The organism is Pseudomonas sp. MDT2-39-1 (assembly GCF_054898085.1).
The window spans coordinates 4,539,632-4,557,225 of record NZ_CM142716.1 but is presented as its reverse complement, the minus strand read 5'-3'; the positions used below and the strand labels follow the sequence as shown (position 1 = coordinate 4,557,225).

Annotated in this window: 17 protein-coding genes; 5 read left to right on the top strand and 12 right to left on the bottom strand. The window is 60.3% G+C overall.

Going from position 1 to position 17,594, the window contains the following annotated elements; translation table 11 throughout:
* Nucleotides 1-32: 32 nt before the first annotated feature.
* Nucleotides 33-3,098, bottom strand: coding sequence for an efflux RND transporter permease subunit (locus ACYZTM_RS21225; protein ID WP_461984478.1), 3,066 nt, complete (start codon nucleotides 3,096-3,098; stop codon nucleotides 33-35).
* Between the two features lie 6 nt (nucleotides 3,099-3,104).
* Nucleotides 3,105-4,205 carry an efflux RND transporter periplasmic adaptor subunit gene (locus ACYZTM_RS21220; RefSeq protein ID WP_131063148.1) on the bottom strand — a complete coding sequence of 367 codons (1,101 nt, stop codon included), beginning with the start codon at nucleotides 4,203-4,205 and terminating at the stop codon, nucleotides 3,105-3,107.
* A gap of 93 nt (nucleotides 4,206-4,298) precedes the next feature.
* On the opposite strand from ACYZTM_RS21220, the gene ACYZTM_RS21215 reads away from it, so the two are divergent.
* Complete coding sequence (locus ACYZTM_RS21215) at nucleotides 4,299-4,943, top strand: TetR/AcrR family transcriptional regulator (RefSeq protein ID WP_131063149.1); 645 nt, start codon at nucleotides 4,299-4,301, stop codon at nucleotides 4,941-4,943.
* Nucleotides 4,944-5,066: 123 nt separating this feature from the next.
* On the opposite strand, the gene ACYZTM_RS21210 is transcribed toward ACYZTM_RS21215, so the two are convergent.
* Nucleotides 5,067-5,849 carry a class I SAM-dependent methyltransferase gene (locus tag ACYZTM_RS21210; RefSeq protein ID WP_010462878.1) on the bottom strand — a complete coding sequence of 261 codons (783 nt, stop codon included), beginning with the start codon at nucleotides 5,847-5,849 and terminating at the stop codon, nucleotides 5,067-5,069.
* Nucleotides 5,850-5,942: 93 nt separating this feature from the next.
* Between ACYZTM_RS21210 and ACYZTM_RS21205 the strand changes: the two genes are divergently transcribed.
* Complete coding sequence (locus tag ACYZTM_RS21205) at nucleotides 5,943-6,563, top strand: energy transducer TonB (protein WP_131063150.1); 621 nt, start codon at nucleotides 5,943-5,945, stop codon at nucleotides 6,561-6,563.
* A 3-nt stretch (nucleotides 6,564-6,566) separates the two neighbouring features.
* On the opposite strand, the gene ACYZTM_RS21200 is transcribed toward ACYZTM_RS21205, so the two are convergent.
* The 7 genes from ACYZTM_RS21200 to ppc all read right to left on the bottom strand — a co-directional run bounded on the left by ACYZTM_RS21200 (nucleotide 6,567) and on the right by ppc (nucleotide 13,894).
* Nucleotides 6,567-7,235, bottom strand: coding sequence for an extensin-like domain-containing protein (locus ACYZTM_RS21200; RefSeq protein WP_461984475.1), 669 nt, complete (start codon nucleotides 7,233-7,235; stop codon nucleotides 6,567-6,569).
* Nucleotides 7,236-7,264: 29 nt separating this feature from the next.
* Nucleotides 7,265-8,086, bottom strand: a complete 822-nt coding sequence (locus ACYZTM_RS21195; protein WP_131063152.1) for an isocitrate lyase/PEP mutase family protein — start codon at nucleotides 8,084-8,086, stop codon at nucleotides 7,265-7,267.
* A 33-nt stretch (nucleotides 8,087-8,119) separates the two neighbouring features.
* Nucleotides 8,120-8,980 carry a DUF72 domain-containing protein gene (locus tag ACYZTM_RS21190; RefSeq protein ID WP_461984473.1) on the bottom strand — a complete coding sequence of 287 codons (861 nt, stop codon included), beginning with the start codon at nucleotides 8,978-8,980 and terminating at the stop codon, nucleotides 8,120-8,122.
* On the bottom strand, nucleotides 8,980-9,285 hold the full coding sequence (locus ACYZTM_RS21185) for a hypothetical protein (RefSeq protein WP_131063154.1): 306 nt from the start codon (nucleotides 9,283-9,285) through the stop codon (nucleotides 8,980-8,982). The genes ACYZTM_RS21190 and ACYZTM_RS21185 overlap by 1 nt, the downstream gene beginning before the upstream one ends.
* Nucleotides 9,286-9,559: 274 nt before the next feature.
* The gene (gene tsaB, locus ACYZTM_RS21180; protein WP_131063155.1) at nucleotides 9,560-10,234 is read right to left on the bottom strand and encodes a tRNA (adenosine(37)-N6)-threonylcarbamoyltransferase complex dimerization subunit type 1 TsaB; all 675 of its coding nucleotides are present in this window, start codon (nucleotides 10,232-10,234) and stop codon (nucleotides 9,560-9,562) included.
* A 93-nt stretch (nucleotides 10,235-10,327) separates the two neighbouring features.
* On the bottom strand, nucleotides 10,328-10,975 hold the full coding sequence (adk, locus tag ACYZTM_RS21175) for an adenylate kinase (RefSeq protein ID WP_131063156.1): 648 nt from the start codon (nucleotides 10,973-10,975) through the stop codon (nucleotides 10,328-10,330).
* A gap of 288 nt (nucleotides 10,976-11,263) precedes the next feature.
* The gene (ppc, locus tag ACYZTM_RS21170) at nucleotides 11,264-13,894 is read right to left on the bottom strand and encodes a phosphoenolpyruvate carboxylase (protein WP_461984470.1); all 2,631 of its coding nucleotides are present in this window, start codon (nucleotides 13,892-13,894) and stop codon (nucleotides 11,264-11,266) included.
* Between the two features lie 215 nt (nucleotides 13,895-14,109).
* On the opposite strand from ppc, the gene ACYZTM_RS21165 reads away from it, so the two are divergent.
* The 3 genes from ACYZTM_RS21165 (at nucleotide 14,110) to ACYZTM_RS21155 (ending at nucleotide 16,086) form a co-directional block, all read left to right on the top strand.
* A complete protein-coding gene (locus tag ACYZTM_RS21165; protein ID WP_461984468.1) occupies nucleotides 14,110-14,454 on the top strand; it encodes a pilin assembly protein in 345 nt (114 codons plus the stop codon).
* A 374-nt stretch (nucleotides 14,455-14,828) separates the two neighbouring features.
* Nucleotides 14,829-15,242 carry a DUF4398 domain-containing protein gene (locus ACYZTM_RS21160; RefSeq protein ID WP_131063158.1) on the top strand — a complete coding sequence of 138 codons (414 nt, stop codon included), beginning with the start codon at nucleotides 14,829-14,831 and terminating at the stop codon, nucleotides 15,240-15,242.
* 55 nt (nucleotides 15,243-15,297) lie between these two features.
* Entirely contained in the window at nucleotides 15,298-16,086 is a 789-nt protein-coding gene (locus ACYZTM_RS21155) for an OmpA family protein (protein ID WP_461984466.1), read from the top strand.
* Between the two features lie 228 nt (nucleotides 16,087-16,314).
* On the opposite strand, the gene ACYZTM_RS21150 is transcribed toward ACYZTM_RS21155, so the two are convergent.
* A complete protein-coding gene (locus ACYZTM_RS21150; RefSeq protein WP_131063160.1) occupies nucleotides 16,315-16,644 on the bottom strand; it encodes a hypothetical protein in 330 nt (109 codons plus the stop codon).
* Nucleotides 16,641-17,555, bottom strand: coding sequence for an alpha/beta hydrolase (locus ACYZTM_RS21145; protein WP_461984463.1), 915 nt, complete (start codon nucleotides 17,553-17,555; stop codon nucleotides 16,641-16,643). The genes ACYZTM_RS21150 and ACYZTM_RS21145 overlap by 4 nt, the downstream gene beginning before the upstream one ends.
* Nucleotides 17,556-17,594 lie beyond the last annotated feature (39 nt).

The window sequence follows — 17,594 nt, the reverse complement described above, 5'->3', positions numbered from 1 at the left end:
ATATCAGAGAGATCCGAGATTGTCGTAGGAAGTCAGACCGACTCTTTCTTGATCCTGAACCACGCCGCATACAACGCCGGTAAAAACAGCAACGTCAATGCCGTCGCCACGATCAATCCGCCCATGATCGCCACCGCCATCGGCCCGAAGAACACGCTGCGTGACAACGGGATCATCGCCAGCACTGCCGCGAGCGCAGTCAACACGATCGGCCGGAAACGCCGCACCGTGGCTTCGATAATCGCTTGCCACGGCTTGAGCCCGGCCGCGATGTCCTGTTCGATCTGGTCCACCAGAATCACCGAGTTACGCATGATCATCCCGGACAATGCGATGGTCCCGAGCATCGCCACAAAACCAAACGGCTGACGGAACACCATCAGGAACAGCGTCACACCAATCAAGCCCAGCGGCGCGGTCAGGAACACCATCACCGTGCGGGAGAAACTGCGCAATTGCAGCATCAGCAAGGTCAACACCACCACGATGAACAGCGGCACGCCGGTCTTCACCGAGTTCTGCCCACGGGCCGAGTCTTCCACCGTGCCGCCGACGTCCAGCAAGTAGCCATCGGGCAATTCGGCGCGGATTGGATCGAGGGTCGGCATGATTTGCTGCACCAGCGTCGCCGGTTGTTCCTTGCCGTAGATGTCAGCGCGGATCGTCACGTTCGGCAGGCGATTACGGTGCCAGATAATGCCCTCCTCGAAGCCATATTCCAGAGTCGCGATTTGCGACAGCGCCACGCTGCGACCGTTATCGGTCGGCACCGCCAGGCTTGGCAGCAACGACAGTTCGGTGCGCTCGTGCAAGGTGCCGCGCAGCAGGATCTCGATCAACTCGTTGTCTTCGCGATACTGGCTGACGCTGGAACCGGTCAGGGAGCTTTGCAGAAACTTCGACAGGTTCGCCGTGCTCACGCCCAGCGCCCGGGCGCGGTCCTGATCAACGTTCAGGTACACGACTTTGCTAGGCTCTTCCCAGTCCAGATGCACGTTCACCACGTGCGGATTCTCGCGAACCTTGGCCGCCACTTTACGGGCCAGTGCGCGGACTTCCTCGATGTGCTCACCGGTCACCCGGAACTGCACCGGATAGCCGACCGGCGGACCATTTTCAAGTCGTGTGACCCGCGAGCGCAGGGCCGGGAATTGTTCGTTGAGGGTTTCGATCAACCAGGTGCGCAGGGTCTCGCGCTCCTCGATGGTCTTGGCCAGGACGACAAACTGAGCGAAGCTCGCCGCCGGCAGTTGCTGATCCAGCGGCAGGTAAAAACGCGGCGATCCGGTGCCGACATAGGCCACGTAGTTGTCGATGCCGGCGTGATCCTTCAGCAGCGCTTCAAGGCGTTTGACCTCATCGGCGGTGTTGCTCAGGGACGCACCTTCCGCGAGTTTCAAATCAACCATCAATTCAAGTCGACCCGAGGCCGGGAAGAATTGTTGCGGCACAAATCGGAACAGCACGATGGAGCCGATGAACAGCACCACGGTCAGCACGATGACGGTTTTACGCCAGCGCACGCACCACTCCACCAAGCGCCTGACCCGCTGATAGAACGGCGTGCCGTAAGGATCGGGCTGACCCGTACCGTGTTTGGCAGCATGAATTTTCGCCAGGTCGGGCAGGAGTTTTTCCCCCAGATACGGTACAAAAACCACCGCCGCAATCCACGAAGCCAACAACGCGATGGTCACCACCTGGAAGATCGAACGCGTGTATTCGCCAGTGCCCGATTGCGCGGTGGCGATCGGCAGGAACCCGGCAGCGGTAATCAGAGTGCCGGTGAGCATCGGGAACGCGGTGCTGGTCCAGGCGTAACTGGCGGCCTTGATGCGGTCGAAGCCCTGCTCCATTTTGATCGCCATCATTTCCACGGCGATGATCGCGTCGTCCACCAACAAACCCAACGCCAGCACCAACGCGCCGAGGGAAATCTTGTGCAGGCCGATGCCGAGGTAATACATGCAGGCGAAGGTCATCGCCAACACCAGCGGAATCGCCAGCGCCACCACCATACCGGTGCGCACGCCAAGGGAGAAAAAGCTCACCAGCAACACAATCGCCAGGGCCTCCACCAACACCTGAACGAACTCGCCGACCCCGGTTTTCACCGCTGCTGGCTGATCCGAGACCTTGCGCAGCTGCATGCCCGCCGGGAGGTTCTTCTGGATGCGGTCAAACTCGATTTCCAACGCCTTGCCCAGCACCAGAATGTCGCCACCCTCCTTCATCGCCACGGCCAGGCCGATGGCATTTTCCGCCATGAAGCGCATGCGTGGTGCCGGCGGATCGTTGAAGCCGCGACGCACATCCGCCACATCGGAGATGCGGAAGGTGCGATCGCCGACGCGGATCGGGAAGTTCTTGATCTCGTCGACCGTCTGGAAATTCCCCGAAACCCGTAGCTGCAAACGCTCGCTGGTGGTTTCAAAGAACCCGGCCGTGGACACCGCGTTCTGCTCTTCGAGGGCTTGCTGCACGGCGGCCAATGGCAAACCGAGTGTCGCGAGTTTGACGTTGGAGAGTTCGATCCAGATCTTCTCGTCCTGCAGCCCGAGCAGGTCGACCTTGCCCACATCCTTGACCCGTTGCAGCTGGACCTGGATGCGGTCGGCGTAATCCTTGAGCACCGCGTAATCAAAACCGTCGCCGGTCAGCGCGTAGATATTGCCGAAGGTGGTGCCGAATTCATCGTTGAAAAACGGCCCCTGAATACCCGGCGGCAAGGTGTGCCGAATGTCACTGACCTTTTTGCGGACTTGATACCACAGCTCCGGTATTTGCACCGAATGCATGGAGTCACGCGCAATGAAGGTCACCTGGGATTCGCCAGGGCGCGAAAACGAAACGATGCGCTCGTATTCGCCGGTTTCCATCAGTTTTTTTTCAATGCGTTCGGTGACCTGTCGCGAGACTTCCTGCGCGGTGGCGCCCGGCCAGTTGGTACGGATCACCATGGCTTTGAAGGTGAACGGCGGGTCTTCGCTTTGGCCGAGTTTGGTGTAGGAAAGCGCGCCGACGATGGCCAGCAAGAGCATCAGGAACAGTACGATCTGGCGATTGCGCAGCGCCCATTCGGAAAGATTGAAACCCATCGGGGATTACTCCTTGTCCGCCAGATTGACCACGCGGTTGGAGCGATCCACCGGGCGCACTTGCTGCCCCTCCAGAAGGACATGGACACCAGCAGCGACCACCCAGTCGCTGGCATTCAGGCCTTCGAGCACCGGGACGGTTTTCTCGCCGAAGGCACCGGCCCGGACCGGGGTTTTCTTCAAGGTATTGTTGGCACTGACAACCCAGACGTAGGTCGCGCGGTTTTCCGCCGTCAGTGCCGACAGCGGCACAGACAGCGGTATCACGTCAGCGGTCTGGACGAATACCCGGGCGCTCTGGCCGAGTTCGGCAGGGACTTTGCCGCCGGTGAATGAAATTCGGGCTGCGAAGGTGCGGGATTTTGGATCGGCAGCGGGCGACAGCTCACGGATGCGCCCGGCAAAACGCTGATCGGGTTGGGTCCAGAGTTCTACCGACACTGGCTGACCGACCTTGAAGCGCCCAAAGCTCTGCTCCGGCAGGCTGATCAATACTTCACGCTCGCCATCGGTGGCGAGGGTAAACACGGTTTGCCCGGCCGCCACCACTTGCCCGACTTCAACTGCGCGTTTAGCCACCACGCCATCCTGAGGCGCACGCAGCACCGCGTAGCTGGCCTGATTGGTCGAGACGTTGAATTCGGCTTTGATTTGCTTGAGGCGCGCTTCACCGGATCGGTAAAGGTTTTCGGAATTGTCGTACTGCGAACGGCTGACCATCTGACGGTCCATCAGCGTCTTGTAGCGATCACGCTCGGCGCGCACCAGGCTCAGATTGGCCTCGGCGGCGGCCACTTGGGCACGGGTGGCTTCCAGTTGCAGGCGTACGTCCTGAGGATCGAGCTCGGCCAGAGGCTGATCGGCCTTGACCCGCTGCCCCTCTTCGACCAATCGTCGGCTGACCTTGCCGCCAATGCGAAACGCCAGGTCCGGCTCATAACGAGCCCGCACTTCACCCGGATAGCTTTCCATTGCCTGCGCCGAAGGCTCTGGCTGCACGACCATGGCCGGGCGGACAGTGACTTGAGGCGCCTCTTCGTGGCCACACGCAGACAATAAAAACGCCAGGCTGACTGGCAACGCGAGGGGCAAGGCATAGCGGAACATGGTGAAGGACCTTTCGCTAATGGTGCTTGGAATAATTATACTGGCCAGTATGTTATTAATAGCAAACTCACCAGTCCAGTATTAAAGCGAAGAATGTCGAACAATCTTTCAGCACCCAACGGTCCGGGCCGCCCCAAGGATCTGGCCAAGCGCCAGGCCATCCTCGATGCGGCGAAAATTCTGTTTCTGAGTAATGGTTACGCCAACACCAGCATGGATGCCGTGGCGACCGAAGCCGGCGTGTCGAAGCTGACGGTCTACAGCCACTTCAACGACAAGGAGACGCTGTTCTCCGCCGCCGTGATGGCCAAGTGTGAAGAGCAGTTGCCCACGCTGTTTTTCGAGTTACCGGATGGCATTTCGGTAGAAACGGTGCTGCTGAACATCGCGCGCGGCTTTCATCAGCTGATCAACAGCGATGAATCAGTGAACCTGCATCGGCTGATGATGGCCCTGGGCAGCCAGGACCCGAAACTCTCGCTGATCTTCTTCGAAGCCGGGCCGCAGCGCATGCTGCATGGCATGGAGCGGTTGCTGGCGAAGGTTGATCAGAGCGGCGCGTTAAGCATCGATAAACCGCGTAATGCGGCCGAGCATTTCTTCTGCCTGCTCAAGGGCGCCGGGAATTTCCGCTTGCTGTATGGCTGTGGCGAGCCGGTGACGGGCGATGCGGCCGAGGAGCATGTGCGGGAAGTGGTGGGGTTGTTTATGCGGGCTTATCGACCTGAGTTAGCCTGATAGATATTGGGTGTCTGGTCTGGCGTCTTCGCGGGCAAGTCGGATCGCCGCCCGCTCGCTCCTACAGGGACGGTGGTGCTTTTTGTAGGAGCGAGGCTTGCCCGCGAATGAGGCGACGCGATCTCAGGGCTTGAGTGCTTTCTTCGGATAAATATCATACCGACTGGATTTCCCGTCCAGCGCATGGCTCGGCTTGGGCCCCGCAATACAAGGCGCCTTGCGCGGTCGCTTGACCACCACCCGATGGCTGGCCAGTGCCAACGCGGCTTCGAGCAGCGCCGGTGCATCCGGATCATCGCCAACCAACGGCCGAAACAGACGCATTTCCTTCTTCACCAACGCTGTTTTCTCACGATGCGGGAACATCGGGTCGAGGTAGATCACCTGCGGCGGCTCCCCTTCCCAGTTGCGCATCACCTCGATCGAATTGCCCTTGAGCAACTTCATCCGCGCCACAATTGGCGCGACATCGAAATCTTCCGCACCACGGGCCAGCCCATCCTCAAGCAACGCACCGATCAGCGGCTGCCGCTCGATCAGGCTCATCTCGCAGCCCAGGCTCGCCAGCACGAACGCATCCTTGCCCAGCCCCGCCGTGGCATCCAGCACGCGCGGACGCACGCCTTGGGCGATGCCAACCGCCTTGGCGATCATCTGCCCCGTGCCACCGCCGAACAACCGGCGATGCGCCGCGCCACCTTCGACGAAGTCCACCCGCACCGGCCCTGGTGCGTCCGGCCCGAGTTGTTGCAGCTGCAAACCCTGTTCGCCCACCTGCAAGGCAAACTCGCCGTCATCCACGTGCAAAGGCAAGCCCAGGCGTTCGGCCCATTGCTCGGCTTGTGGCTGAAACGCCGGGGCCGAGGCCTCGACGTGGATGCGGCAGGCCGCAGGTTGCTCAATCATGGGAAAACACGCTCAAAAAATTAATGATCGGCAAAAACGGCCGATAACAAAACTAACGAGCATTTTGCCAGAGCTGAGCGTCGACCGAGAAAAATGTCAGGCATTCAATCCACATCCGTAGGCTACCTATCGCGTCATGGCGATTATGGCCTGCGAAATTCACAGGCATTGAGCGGCGTCAGTCACCTGTGGCAGGATTTTTTTGCCCAGGCCCTGGCTGAACAGTCGACCGATGTGGTGCCGGCGTGCGGGACTTTCCCACCAGTTGATCTCGAAAGCCCTGTGGAGCCGACCGTCGGCAGCGAACTGCTGGCGCACATCGTCAGCCAGCGCGAATGCGATGTGAAAGAAACCCAAGTCAAGCCACCCGAGCCGCTGTTCCTACCGATTGCCGAGTTCGAAATGGACCTGGCCGACAAACCTTTCCCGCCGTTCCCGGCCGAAGAAATCGTCGCGCAACAGAAACAACAAGACTTCGAAAGTGGCTGGGTGCGTCCGATCGTGCTCACCGCCGGTCAGCCTGTGCCCGAAGCCGCCCCTGCGCCACAACCGCGTCCGCTGCACTTGCCGATCGCCGAATTCGAACTCGACCTACTGGACAAACCGTTCCCACCGTTCTCCCCCGAAGAACTGGTGGCGCAACAGAAACAATTCGATTTCGATAACGGCTGGGCTCGCCCGATCGTCCTGCAGAACCTGCGCATCGCCGCTTAAGCCTCAGCGACACACCCACCACGGCCCGACATCGACATGAAAGTGATTGCGATGGGCGGCGTTGTAGTCCGGGCTCAACACCACACTGAACAGGCCACAGGCGCCATCGCGAACCTGGCGCAAAAACCTTGCGTCCTGATTATCCTTCGGCCAATCCTTGAGCACGCTGATGGAGCGACCGTCAGCCAGGCGAAAACCGGCAATGTCCAGCGCGTCGGCGCTGGCATGCTGGCTTCGCCTGCCGTTTTCACGACCGTAGACGTTGCGGCAGGCAAAGCTGCCGAGATGATCGACCCGACTGACGGGCTGTCCATACACCGCTTGCGCGGCGGGTTGCAGGGCATGGTGTTCGAACAGGGCAAACGAAACCGCCAGACGGCAACTGGCGAGGAAGCTGCTGTTCAGCGCCACATCGCCGCCCTGCACACGCAAAGTGTTGATCAACGGACAGGTCGCACCGGGGCTGTCGGCTTGATGCGCAACGCGTAATCCGGAGCTGCTCAAGGCCTGATCACACAATTGCGGATCATCGCGCAGGCGCATCAGTTTGTAGCGCGTCAGAAAGTTCGGTTCAGCCTTCACGTCCAGCGGCGCCCAAGGGTTCCACTGGGGTGGCAGCGTGATCCAGCCGCGCCAGACGCTCACGCCCGCCGCACCGATGATCAACAGCATCAGCAACAGCCACCACCGAAACCGCACCGTCAGCGTTTGAACAATTGATTGGCCTTGGCGTACGGCATGGACCGTGACGTGAACCCGAAGGTGCCCGACGTCTTGATCTCTTCGGCCGCGCGAAAAAACTCACCATAAGCCGCCAAAGCCAGCGCCGAACCGACGCTGATACGTTTAACGCCCATTTCGCTCAACTGCTCGACCGTCAATTTGAGCCCGCCGGACATCAACACGTTGACCGGTTTGGGTGCAACGGCGCGGACCACCGCCAACACGTCTTCAGCGCTGCGCAGACCCGGCGCGTACAACACGTCGGCACCCGCCTCGGCGAACGCCTGCAAACGGCGAATGGTATCGGCCAGGTCAGGATTGCCGTGCAGAAAGTTCTCGGCACGGGCGGTCAGCATGAACGGGAAAGGCAAGCTGCGAGCGGCTGCGACGGCGGCTTCAATGCGCGCCACAGCGTGTTCGAAGCAGTAGATCGGCGCCTCCTCACGACCGGTGGCATCTTCGATTGAACCACCGACAGCACCGGCCGCCGCCGCCTGCAAAATACTCTGTGCGCACTCGGCTGGATCGTCCGCGAAGCCGTTTTCCAGGTCCACCGCCACTGGCAGCTCGGTTGCCGCGACAATCGCCCGGACGTTCGCCAGCGTATCGTCCAGCGTCAATGCGCCATCGGGCCGGGCGTTGGAAAAGGCGTAACCGGCACTGGTGGTCGCCAGCGCCTCGAAACCCAGGCTGGCGAGCATCTTCGCCGAGCCGGCGTCCCACGGATTGGGAATGACAAAAGCGCCCTCGCGTTCGTGCAGTGCTTTGAACGCCTGGGCTCGAAGGGTTTGCGCATCCATTGGCAGGCTCCTGAAAAGGGGAACGAAGCCGCCTCAGAGCAGGCCAAGTTGCTCGGCGGCGGGCTCTCTGTATAGCTCAGGCAACGGCGGCAAGCCAGGCAAACGCAGCATCAGTTTTGCGTGAAAACGTTGCGCCAGTTTCGCGGCCAGCAGGTTATCGGCGGTGTGCATGAAAATGTAGGGCGTACGACCCTCTTCGACCCACACGGCGATTTTCTCGACCCATGGCTCCAGGAACGGATCGTTCGCCTCAAGCTGTGGATGGCCGATGAACCGCACCTGCGGGAATTGAGTAAACGCTGCCGGACGCGGCGGCACTCTGGGCTTTTTCGATTGGGCGTGGAGCACCGACGGATCGGTCGATGTGCAGCTGAACAGCGCGCGCGGATCGAGGCAGATGCGTTCTACGCCACGATCCAGCAGCAGACGATTGAGCAGTCGCTCGCTATCACCTTTGGCGAAGAATTCGTCATGCCGCACTTCAACGGCCAGCGGTCGATCAAGGGCATCGATGAAGCCGGCCAGTTCGGGCAATCGGTGCGGGGTGAAGCTTTTCGACAATTGCAGCCAAAGGGGCGAAACCCGTTCACCGAGTGGGCTGAGCAATTGCAGGAAGGTTTCGGCGGCGGTCAGTTGTTCGCGCAGGTCACCGCTGTGGCTGATCTCGCCGGGAAACTTGGCGGTAAAGCGAAAGTGTTCGGGCATGGTCTCGGCCCAGCGCTGCACAGTGCTGGCAGCCGGGCTCGCGTAGAAGGTCGTATTGCCTTCCACGGCGTTGAATACTTGGGAATAGAGATTCAGAAATTCGGCGGGTTTGGCGTCCGGCGGATACAGATATTCGCGCCAGGCGTTTTCACTCCAGGACGGGCAGCCGAGGTAGTAAGGCAGCAACATCAGATGTACAGGTCGAGGCCCAGCACATCCGCATCCCAATCGACAAAACCGGCGGTACTCAGGTAGCTGGCGAGTGCCATGGCTACGCTTTTCTTCATGGCGCGGTGGTAGATCATGTCTTGCTGACGCGCCGGAAGATTGCTCAAGCGTTGCGCGGAAGCTTTGGCGGCGCGGGCAGCCAGTTGCTCTTCGGACGGAATTTCCAGATCGCCGTCGATATCGACGTAGTCGTCATCCGCCACAGGGCCTTTGCGGGGCTTGCGCTTGATGGGGTAGGACTGGGAGGAAACGCCGTCTATACGCATGGAGTACATGTCCGGTATCAGTAGTGGCAGTCTAATGGCACATAACCCACTTCGCAAACCGCCGAGTGATAACTAGAACACAGAAATACGAAAAGGTTTAAAAGCGGGGGTTAGAAAGTGACGATTGGCAATATCTGATAGATCGCTTTCGCGGGCAAGCCTCGCTCCTACAGGTTTTGAGCCGCCCCCAAAATATGTGAACGACACAAAACCTGTTGGAGCGAGCGGTGCGGCGATCCGACTTGCCCGCGAAGGGGTCAACTCGGTCTCGGAATTAACGCGCTTTCGGTGTCGCCACTTTATCGCGCAGGTAGACCGGTTGAGCCTCATCCGCAACGATCGCCTCACCGCGCTCCCAGGCAAACCGCGCCAGCGTCAGCAGGTCTTCAGCGTGCGGCAGCATGCCTGCGTCCTGCCCGCTCAGGTTGACGCCGATGCGCTCGGCATACCCCCAACCCGTGCCGGCGCCGAACCATTCACCACTGGCATCAACTGGCAATGCGGCCACTTCCGGCGGCAACACCGCTTCATGACCGACCAGACGCATCTCGCCCGCCGTTTCGCGGTAGCAACCCCAATACACTTCATCCATCCGCGCATCAATGGCGGCCGCGACCTGGCTCACGCCGTGTTCGCGATACGCCCGCTGCGCCAACACGGCCAGGTTGGACACCGGCAGCACCGGGCGATCCAGCGCAAACGCCAGCCCCTGCACCACGCCGATGGCGATCCGCACACCCGTGAACGCACCCGGCCCACGTCCGAATGCGATGGCATCGACCGCTTGCAGGGTGGTCCCGGCATCCGCCAGCAGTTGCTGAATCATTGGTAGCAACTTCTGCGCATGCAGGCGCGGGATCACCTCGTAATGACTCGTGACTTTGCCGTCATGCAGCAAGGCAACGGAGCAAGCTTCAGTCGCGGTGTCCAGGGCCAGCAAGGTGCTCATCGATGTGTCCGTAAGAGAGGTCAGAAAAAGTGCGCCAGTATAAACAACTACGGCCCGCAAGCGGGCCGTAGTAGATGAAGCAGTTCAGACTTTTCAGTTCAGCGCTTCAAGCACCTTGCCGGTGATCGCTTCAACCGAGCCAACACCTTCGATGTGGCTGTACTTCGGTTTGCCCTGAGCGACGGACAGCTCCTGGTAAAACTTCACCAGTGGCTCGGTCTGCGCATGGTAGACGGAGAGACGATGACGCACGGTTTCTTCGGTATCGTCTTTGCGCTGCACCAGCTCTTCACCGGTGATGTCGTCTTTACCGGCAATTTTCGGCGGGTTGTAGACGATGTGGTACACGCGGCCGGAAGCCTCATGCACGCGACGACCGGCGATACGCTGAACAATGTCCTCGTCCTTGACGTCGATTTCGACCACGTGATCCAGTTCGACGCCGGCTTTCACCAGGGCTTCAGCCTGAGGAATGGTGCGCGGGAAACCGTCAAACAGGAAACCGTTGGCGCAATCGGCCTGGCTGATGCGTTCTTTGACCAGATTGATGATCAGGTCATCGGAAACCAGGCCACCGCTGTCCATGACGCTCTTGGCGATCAGGCCCAGCTCGGTGCCGGCCTTGACCGCAGCACGCAGCATGTCGCCGGTGGAGATTTGCGGGATGCCGAACTTTTCGGTGATGAACTTAGCCTGAGTACCTTTACCGGCCCCGGGAGCTCCCAGCAGAATGACGCGCATCGATGTGCTCCTCAATTTTTTATATAGATAACAACGGATTCGCCTCGTGGGGCCAATCTCAAAAACAGGGTCGTGACCGCCCAAACGGCCAAAGGCTGATCAAGATACACAGCAGGCCCGGACCACACAAGCCGCCGAAAGTCGGAGAAACCTGCGCCACGCGTGACCTTTCGACGGGGTACCCCAAGTCGCAACCCCATCAATAACTGTCGCCTGGCAGACCTTTTCTGCCCCTCGCCCACAGGCACCCGATGCTCGCGCCGGGCGCCTTCCCCCACGACGAAAACCTTAGCCGGTATTTCGCAAACCGGCAGCAATCCCCGCCACAGACACCAGCAGCGCCTGTTCTACCGGGCTGCCCTGCGCCACTTCCTGTTGCCGCGAACGCGCCAACAGTTCGGCCTGCAATAGATGAAGCGGGTCGAGATAGGTGTTGCGCAAGCGGATGAATTCGAGGGTGTCAGGGCTATGTGCCAGTAGCTGAGACTGGCCGGTCAGCCCAAGGACCACAGCGCAGGCCTGCGACAATAGGTCGCGTAAATGCGCACCCAAAGGGAGCAAATCCGGCTCGACCAAGCGCTCATCGTAGGATCGGGCGATGTCGGAATCCGCTTTGGCCAAGACCATTTCCAGCATATCGATGCGTGTGCGAAAGAACGGCCACTGTTCGCGCATCTGCCCCAGCAGCTCGCCTTCGCCACGTTCCAGCGCCTTGCTCAGCGCCGCTTCCCAGCCAAGCCAGGCCGGCAACATCAGACGCGTCTGGGTCCAGCCGAAGATCCATGGAATGGCGCGCAGGCTTTCGATCCCGCCGGCACGGCGCTTGGCCGGGCGACTGCCCAATGGCAAACGTCCCAATTCCTGTTCCGGGGTGGACTGGCGGAAATACTCGACGAACTGCGGATTTTCCCGCACCACGGCGCGGTAAGCCTTGACGCCGTCGGCGGCCAATTCGTCCATCAGATGGCGCCAGGCCGGTTCCGGTGGAGGGGGCGGCAGCAAGGTCGCTTCCAGCACGGCGGCCAGGTACAGATTGAGATTTTGCTCGGCGATGTCCGGCAGGCCAAATTTGAAACGAATCATTTCCCCCTGCTCGGTGGTGCGGAAACGCCCCGCTACAGAACCGGGTGGCTGCGACAGAATCGCCGCGTGCGCCGGACCGCCGCCGCGTCCCACGGTGCCGCCACGACCATGGAACAACAGCAGCTCGACTTGCTGCTCGCGGCAGATATCGACCAGGCGCTCCTGCGCCCGATATTGCGCCCACGCCGCCGCAGTGGTGCCGGCGTCCTTGGCCGAGTCGGAATAGCCGATCATCACTTCCTGCGGCCCTTGCAGGCGCGAGCGATAGCCCGGCAGCAGCAACAGCTTTTCAATCACCGGACCGGCGTTGTCGAGGTCGGCGAGGGTTTCGAACAGCGGCACCACGCGCATTGGCCGCAACACGCCGGACTCTTTGAGCAACAGTTGCACGGCGAGTACGTCGGAAGCGGCACCGGCCATGGAGATCACATAGGAGCCGAGAGAAGCCCCCGGGGCGGCCGCAATTTCCCGGCACGTCGCCAATACCTCGGCGGTGTCGGCCGACGGTTTGAAGTACGCCGGCAGCAACGGCCGACGGTTGTTCTGTTCACGCACCAGGAAGGCGATGCGCTCCTCCTCGCTCCAGTCTTCATAGCGACCGAGGCCCAGGTAATCGGTGATTTCAGTCATGGCCGCGGTATGCCGCGACGAGTCCTGGCGCACATCGAGCCGCACCAGGAACAGCCCGAAGGTCACCGCGCGGCGCAAGCAATCGAGCAACGGACCATCCGCGATCACGCCCATGCCGCACTCGTGCAAAGACTGGTAACACAACTCCAGCGGGTCGAGCAGGTCACGGTTGTTGTGCAGTACATCGGCTGGCGCCGGGGTGGTGGCCGTCAATGAAGCGTGCGCCCAGTTACGCGTGGCCCGCAGACGTTCACGCAACTGTTTAAGCACCGCGCGATAAGGTTCGGCGCTGTCCCCAGCCTTGGCTTTCAGCGCATCGCTGGCCTGCTGCATCGACAGTTCCGCGGCGAGCTGATCGACATCGCGCACGTACAAATCAGCGGCCATCCAGCGCGCCAGCAGCAAGACTTCGCGGGTCACGGCGGCCGTCACATTCGGGTTGCCGTCGCGGTCGCCGCCCATCCACGAGGCGAAGCGGATCGGCGCGCCTTCCAGCGGCAAATGCAGGCCGGTGGCGGCATGCAGGGCTTTATCGGCCTTGCGCATGTAGTTCGGGATTGCCTGCCATAGCGAATGCTCGATCACCGCGAAACCCCATTTGGCTTCGTCGACCGGCGTCGGCCGGGTGCGGCGGATTTCTTCGGTGTGCCAGGCTTCGGCGATCAGACGCTGCAACTTCGCCTGGATCTGTTCGCGTTCGGCTGTGGTCAGGTCGCGATGGTCCTGGGCGGCCAGTTGCGCGGCGATGGCGTCGTATTTCTGGATCAGCGTGCGGCGTGCCACTTCGGTCGGGTGAGCGGTGAGGACCAGTTCGATCTCCAGCCGGCCGAGTTGCCGGGCGAGGGATTCGGCGCTGTGGCCTTCGGCGCGCAGGCGCGCGAGCAGTTCCGGCAGCACTCGCGCCTCAAACGGGGCCGGCTGCGACTCTTCGCGGCGGTGAATCAGCTGATACTGCTCGGCGATATTGGCCAGGTTCAAAAACTGGTTGAACGCCCGCGCGACCGGCAACAACTCTTCTTCGCTCAATTGGTTGAGGCTGGCGCTCAGCTCAGCGTCCATCGAACCACGACGGTCGGCTTTGGCGCCCTTGCGGATCTGCTCGATCTTCTCGAGAAAGCCGTCCCCGTACTGTTCACGAATGGTGTTGCCCAACAGCTCACCCAACAGGTGAACGTCCTCGCGCAAGCGTGCATCAATATCGGTCATCAGCAGTTCTCCAGCGAAAATCCGGGGGTCTTGGAATGCCATGCTCTGATAGCAGAGAGTGCCGCGCTAAAGCGCTTCTTACAAGCAGACGACGAAGGGACGTTAAACCTTGTGCGTTCAAGCTAGTCTGAAGAGTAAGCCGTACAACGGCTTGCCGCCGAGCATAGGCGGACACTCACACCGCCTGCCACGAGCAGGAGCGCAATGAGGTTTTTATGAAAATCCGCAAACTTGCCCAGCATTGGGAAGAAAACGCCAAGGGTCGCCTGACCGATACCGGTTACAGGATTCATCTGGACATGGAAGCGGCCGCACGGCTGGCGGCGATTACCGAGATGTACCCCAAACGCCAACCCGAAGAACTGCTTGGCGAGCTGATCGGCGCCGCGCTGGAAGAGCTCGAAAAGAGCTTTCCCTACGTGAAAGGATCGACCGTGGTGTCCACCGATGAAGAAGGTGATCCGCTGTACGAAGACGTCGGCCCGACCCCGCGCTTTCTCGCGTTGTCCAGACGTCATCTGCACGATTTGTCATCCGGTGACGACAAGCAAAAGCACTGATTCCCCACCGAACCTGTGGGAGCGGGCTTGCTCGCGAAAGCGGTGCATCAGTCAAGCAGATGGCGACTGACACGACGCCTTCGCGAGCAAGCCCGCTCCCACATTTGACCTGCGTACCCCTTCAAAAATGCGTGTTCCCGAGCCTTGAAAAGGCCAGGAATACCGCCGCACCTCGCCAAAGTTCCCGATCTAGAGCCTTTTCCGCTCGTTCAAAGTATTTTCAGGCGATAGGCCATCTTCTCTGAACTTTTGAAAAACACCTCGGGTCACAGGCATTAACCACGCCTGGGACGGCCGTTTCAAAACACACCGGAAATTGACGGTTACGGCTCCTTGCCCAGCATGGATTTTTAAGTTTTTCAGGAGTTATACCAATGGAGTTGAAGACCATGAAGATCAGCACTGCCAAGTCCTCGTTCAATCACCTGCGCGGTTTGAAACTGGCTGCCCTGGCAATCGGCAGCAGCTTCGTACTGGCCGGTTGCGCTGGCAATCCGCCGACCGAGCAATTCGCCGTGACTCAATCCGCTGTGAATGGCGCCGTCAGCGCCGGCGGCACCGAGTTCGCCGCCGTGGAAATGAAGTCCGCGCAGGACAAGCTCAAACAAGCCGAAATCGCCATGCATGACAAAAAGTATGCCGAGGCCAAAGTGTTGGCCGAACAGGCTGAGTGGGACGCTCGTGTAGCTGAACGCAAAGCTCAGGCGTTGAAGGCCGAACAGGCTGTAAAGGACTCCCAGAAAGGGGTTCAGGAACTGCGTCAGGAAAGCCAGCGCACCGTGCAGTAAGCGCGCATCCCGACCTCAGACTTGAAGCTCTTATCGATAGAAAGGACGAATTATTATGCGTAAACAATTGATGATCCCCGCTCTCCTGGCCGCAAGCGTTGCACTGGCTGCCTGCTCTACCCCGCCTAACGCGAACCTGGATCAGGCCCGCACCAACTACAGCGGCCTGCAAGCCAACCCGCAAGCCAGCAAAGTGGCGGCACTGGAAACCAAGGACGCCAGCGATTACCTGGACAAGGCCGACAAGGCTTATCTGGACAAGAGAGATCAGAACGAGGTCGACCAACTGGCCTATCTGACCAATCAGCGTGTTGAAGTGGCGAAGCAGACCATCGCCCTGCGCACCGCTGAAGCCAACCTGAAAAACGCTGCCGCGCAACGTGCCCAGGCGCGTCTCGATGCTCGCGATCAGCAGATCAAGCAGTTGCAGGACAGCCTGAACGCCAAGCAGACCGATCGCGGTACGCTGGTGACCTTCGGTGACGTGCTGTTCGCGACCGACCGTGCTGACCTGAAATCCAGCGGTCTGGTGAACATCAACAAACTGGCGCAGTTCCTTTCGGAAAACCCTGATCGCAAAGTGATCGTCGAGGGTTACACCGACAGCACCGGCACCGCGAGCCACAACCAGTCGCTGTCCGAGCGTCGTGCCGGTTCCGTGCGCATGGCGCTGGTGAAAATGGGCGTTGATCCAGCACGCGTCGTTGCGCAGGGTTATGGCAAGGAATACCCGGTTGCGGAAAACACCAGCACCTCGGGTCGTGCGATGAACCGTCGGGTGGAAGTAACCATTTCCAACGACAACCAGCCCGTGATCCCGCGTTCGGCTGTCAGCTCGAACTAAGCCTCACCTGCTGAAACACAAAAGCCCCGCCTGAGTCGATCAGGCGGGGCTTTTTATGTCTGCGGTTTATCTGATGCAATCGCGTTATCGTTCTTCGCGGGCAAGCCTCGCTCCTACGGGATGGTGGAGAACCTGTAGGAGCGAAGCTTGCTCGCGAATGAGGCGACTCGGTGTGTCTGACGCTCCGCGTTATCGTTCTTCGCGGGCGCCTCGCTCCTACGGGATCGATTACTGCTCGAGTTTTTGCGGGGTTTCTTCGCCCATGCAGCGCACGGCTTTTTTCTTGCTGTTGACCAATACGCCGGTCAGGCCTTTTTGTTCGGTGTCGAACATCACCAGCACGCCATCAATGCACTGGGCCACTTGCGCCGCGGGTTCCAGAGAGACTTTGTAGTCTTCACCCGGCACGGTCTTGAGCATGGTGAAGTCGCTGAGCAGCAGCGCATCTTCAGGTTTGGCGAAGTGCAGGTAACCGTAGAACCACAGGGCCCCGACGGTGCCGAGGATGCTGCAGATACCGGTGATGATCAGCGGGATGGCGTTACGTTCTTCACTCATTGCGGACTCTCTGATGGTTCATCTTCTGAATGCTTGGGTGCTGGGTAATTGGGGATTTCACCCAAGCGGCGCAGGCCGTTGAAATGCTGCGGGTCGTCGAGATAACGCAGCATCACTTTGCGCCAGACCGGGTCGGCAAATGTCTGCACATGACCACCCCGGGTCAATTGCAGCACGCGCGGCGGCGACGCAGCTTGATACAGACGGATGCCGTTGGAAAGAGGCACGATCGGATCGTCGATGCTGTGGTAGATCAGTTTCGGCACGCCATTGAGCTGCGCCATGGAATTGATCGCGCTGTCGCCGTCCGGCACCAGCCAGGACAACGGCACCTGGAACGCCCAAGTCAGCCAGGAATTGCTCAGGGCAAAACGGCCGATGCTGCGATAGCTGGCGGGCACGCCGTCGAGGACGAAGGCCTTGAGTTGTTTCTGACGCTCGGGATGCTGGACCAGGTAATGCACGGCCATCGAACCACCAAGGCTCTGGCCGAGCAGGATCAGCGGTTTGCCCTTGGCTTCGGGGGCCTGATCGAGCCACTTGAACGCGGCGTCGATGTCCTGATAGATCGCCGGCAGACTTGGTTCGCCTTCGGACAGCCCGTAACCGCGATAATCGATCAACAACACTTGATAGCCTTCCTCAGGCAACCACCAACTGCCGCCCAGATGCATCGGCAGATTGCCGCCGTTGCCGTGCAGATGCAGCACCGTGCCCTTGACCTCTACGCCTTTTTTCGCCGGCAGCCACCACGCGTTCAGCCTGAGGCCGTCGGCGGTGGTGAGGGTCACTTCACGGTAGTCGAGCTTGGCTTTTTCAGGGGTGAATAGCTGGCCGGGCTCGGGGTAGAACAGCAGCGAGCTGCAACCGCTCAGGGTCAGGAGAAGGCAGACGATGCCGAGGATTCTCATCCGTTGAAACCTCGTAAAAACGGGTTGGAAAAGCACCAC

What these genes read in the sequence shown, in the direction of transcription:
- ACYZTM_RS21215 (WP_131063149.1), top strand. Translation starts at nt 4,299, where the DNA reads ATGTCGAACAATCTTTCAGCACCCAACGGTCCGGGCCGCCCCAAGGAT.
- ACYZTM_RS21190 (WP_461984473.1), bottom strand. Translation starts at nt 8,980, where the DNA reads ATGTTGCTGCCTTACTACCTCGGCTGCCCGTCCTGGAGTGAAAACGCC.
- ppc (WP_461984470.1), bottom strand. Translation starts at nt 13,894, where the DNA reads ATGACCGATATTGATGCACGCTTGCGCGAGGACGTTCACCTGTTGGGT.
- ACYZTM_RS21220 (WP_131063148.1), bottom strand. Translation starts at nt 4,205, where the DNA reads ATGTTCCGCTATGCCTTGCCCCTCGCGTTGCCAGTCAGCCTGGCGTTT.
- ACYZTM_RS21160 (WP_131063158.1), top strand. Translation starts at nt 14,829, where the DNA reads ATGGAGTTGAAGACCATGAAGATCAGCACTGCCAAGTCCTCGTTCAAT.
- ACYZTM_RS21205 (WP_131063150.1), top strand. Translation starts at nt 5,943, where the DNA reads ATGTCAGGCATTCAATCCACATCCGTAGGCTACCTATCGCGTCATGGC.
- ACYZTM_RS21150 (WP_131063160.1), bottom strand. Translation starts at nt 16,644, where the DNA reads ATGAGTGAAGAACGTAACGCCATCCCGCTGATCATCACCGGTATCTGC.
- ACYZTM_RS21225 (WP_461984478.1), bottom strand. Translation starts at nt 3,098, where the DNA reads ATGGGTTTCAATCTTTCCGAATGGGCGCTGCGCAATCGCCAGATCGTA.
- adk (WP_131063156.1), bottom strand. Translation starts at nt 10,975, where the DNA reads ATGCGCGTCATTCTGCTGGGAGCTCCCGGGGCCGGTAAAGGTACTCAG.
- ACYZTM_RS21210 (WP_010462878.1), bottom strand. Translation starts at nt 5,849, where the DNA reads ATGATTGAGCAACCTGCGGCCTGCCGCATCCACGTCGAGGCCTCGGCC.
- ACYZTM_RS21200 (WP_461984475.1), bottom strand. Translation starts at nt 7,235, where the DNA reads ATGCTGTTGATCATCGGTGCGGCGGGCGTGAGCGTCTGGCGCGGCTGG.
- tsaB (WP_131063155.1), bottom strand. Translation starts at nt 10,234, where the DNA reads ATGAGCACCTTGCTGGCCCTGGACACCGCGACTGAAGCTTGCTCCGTT.
- ACYZTM_RS21195 (WP_131063152.1), bottom strand. Translation starts at nt 8,086, where the DNA reads ATGGATGCGCAAACCCTTCGAGCCCAGGCGTTCAAAGCACTGCACGAA.
- ACYZTM_RS21165 (WP_461984468.1), top strand. Translation starts at nt 14,110, where the DNA reads ATGAAAATCCGCAAACTTGCCCAGCATTGGGAAGAAAACGCCAAGGGT.
- ACYZTM_RS21185 (WP_131063154.1), bottom strand. Translation starts at nt 9,285, where the DNA reads ATGCGTATAGACGGCGTTTCCTCCCAGTCCTACCCCATCAAGCGCAAG.
- ACYZTM_RS21145 (WP_461984463.1), bottom strand. Translation starts at nt 17,555, where the DNA reads ATGAGAATCCTCGGCATCGTCTGCCTTCTCCTGACCCTGAGCGGTTGC.
- ACYZTM_RS21155 (WP_461984466.1), top strand. Translation starts at nt 15,298, where the DNA reads ATGCGTAAACAATTGATGATCCCCGCTCTCCTGGCCGCAAGCGTTGCA.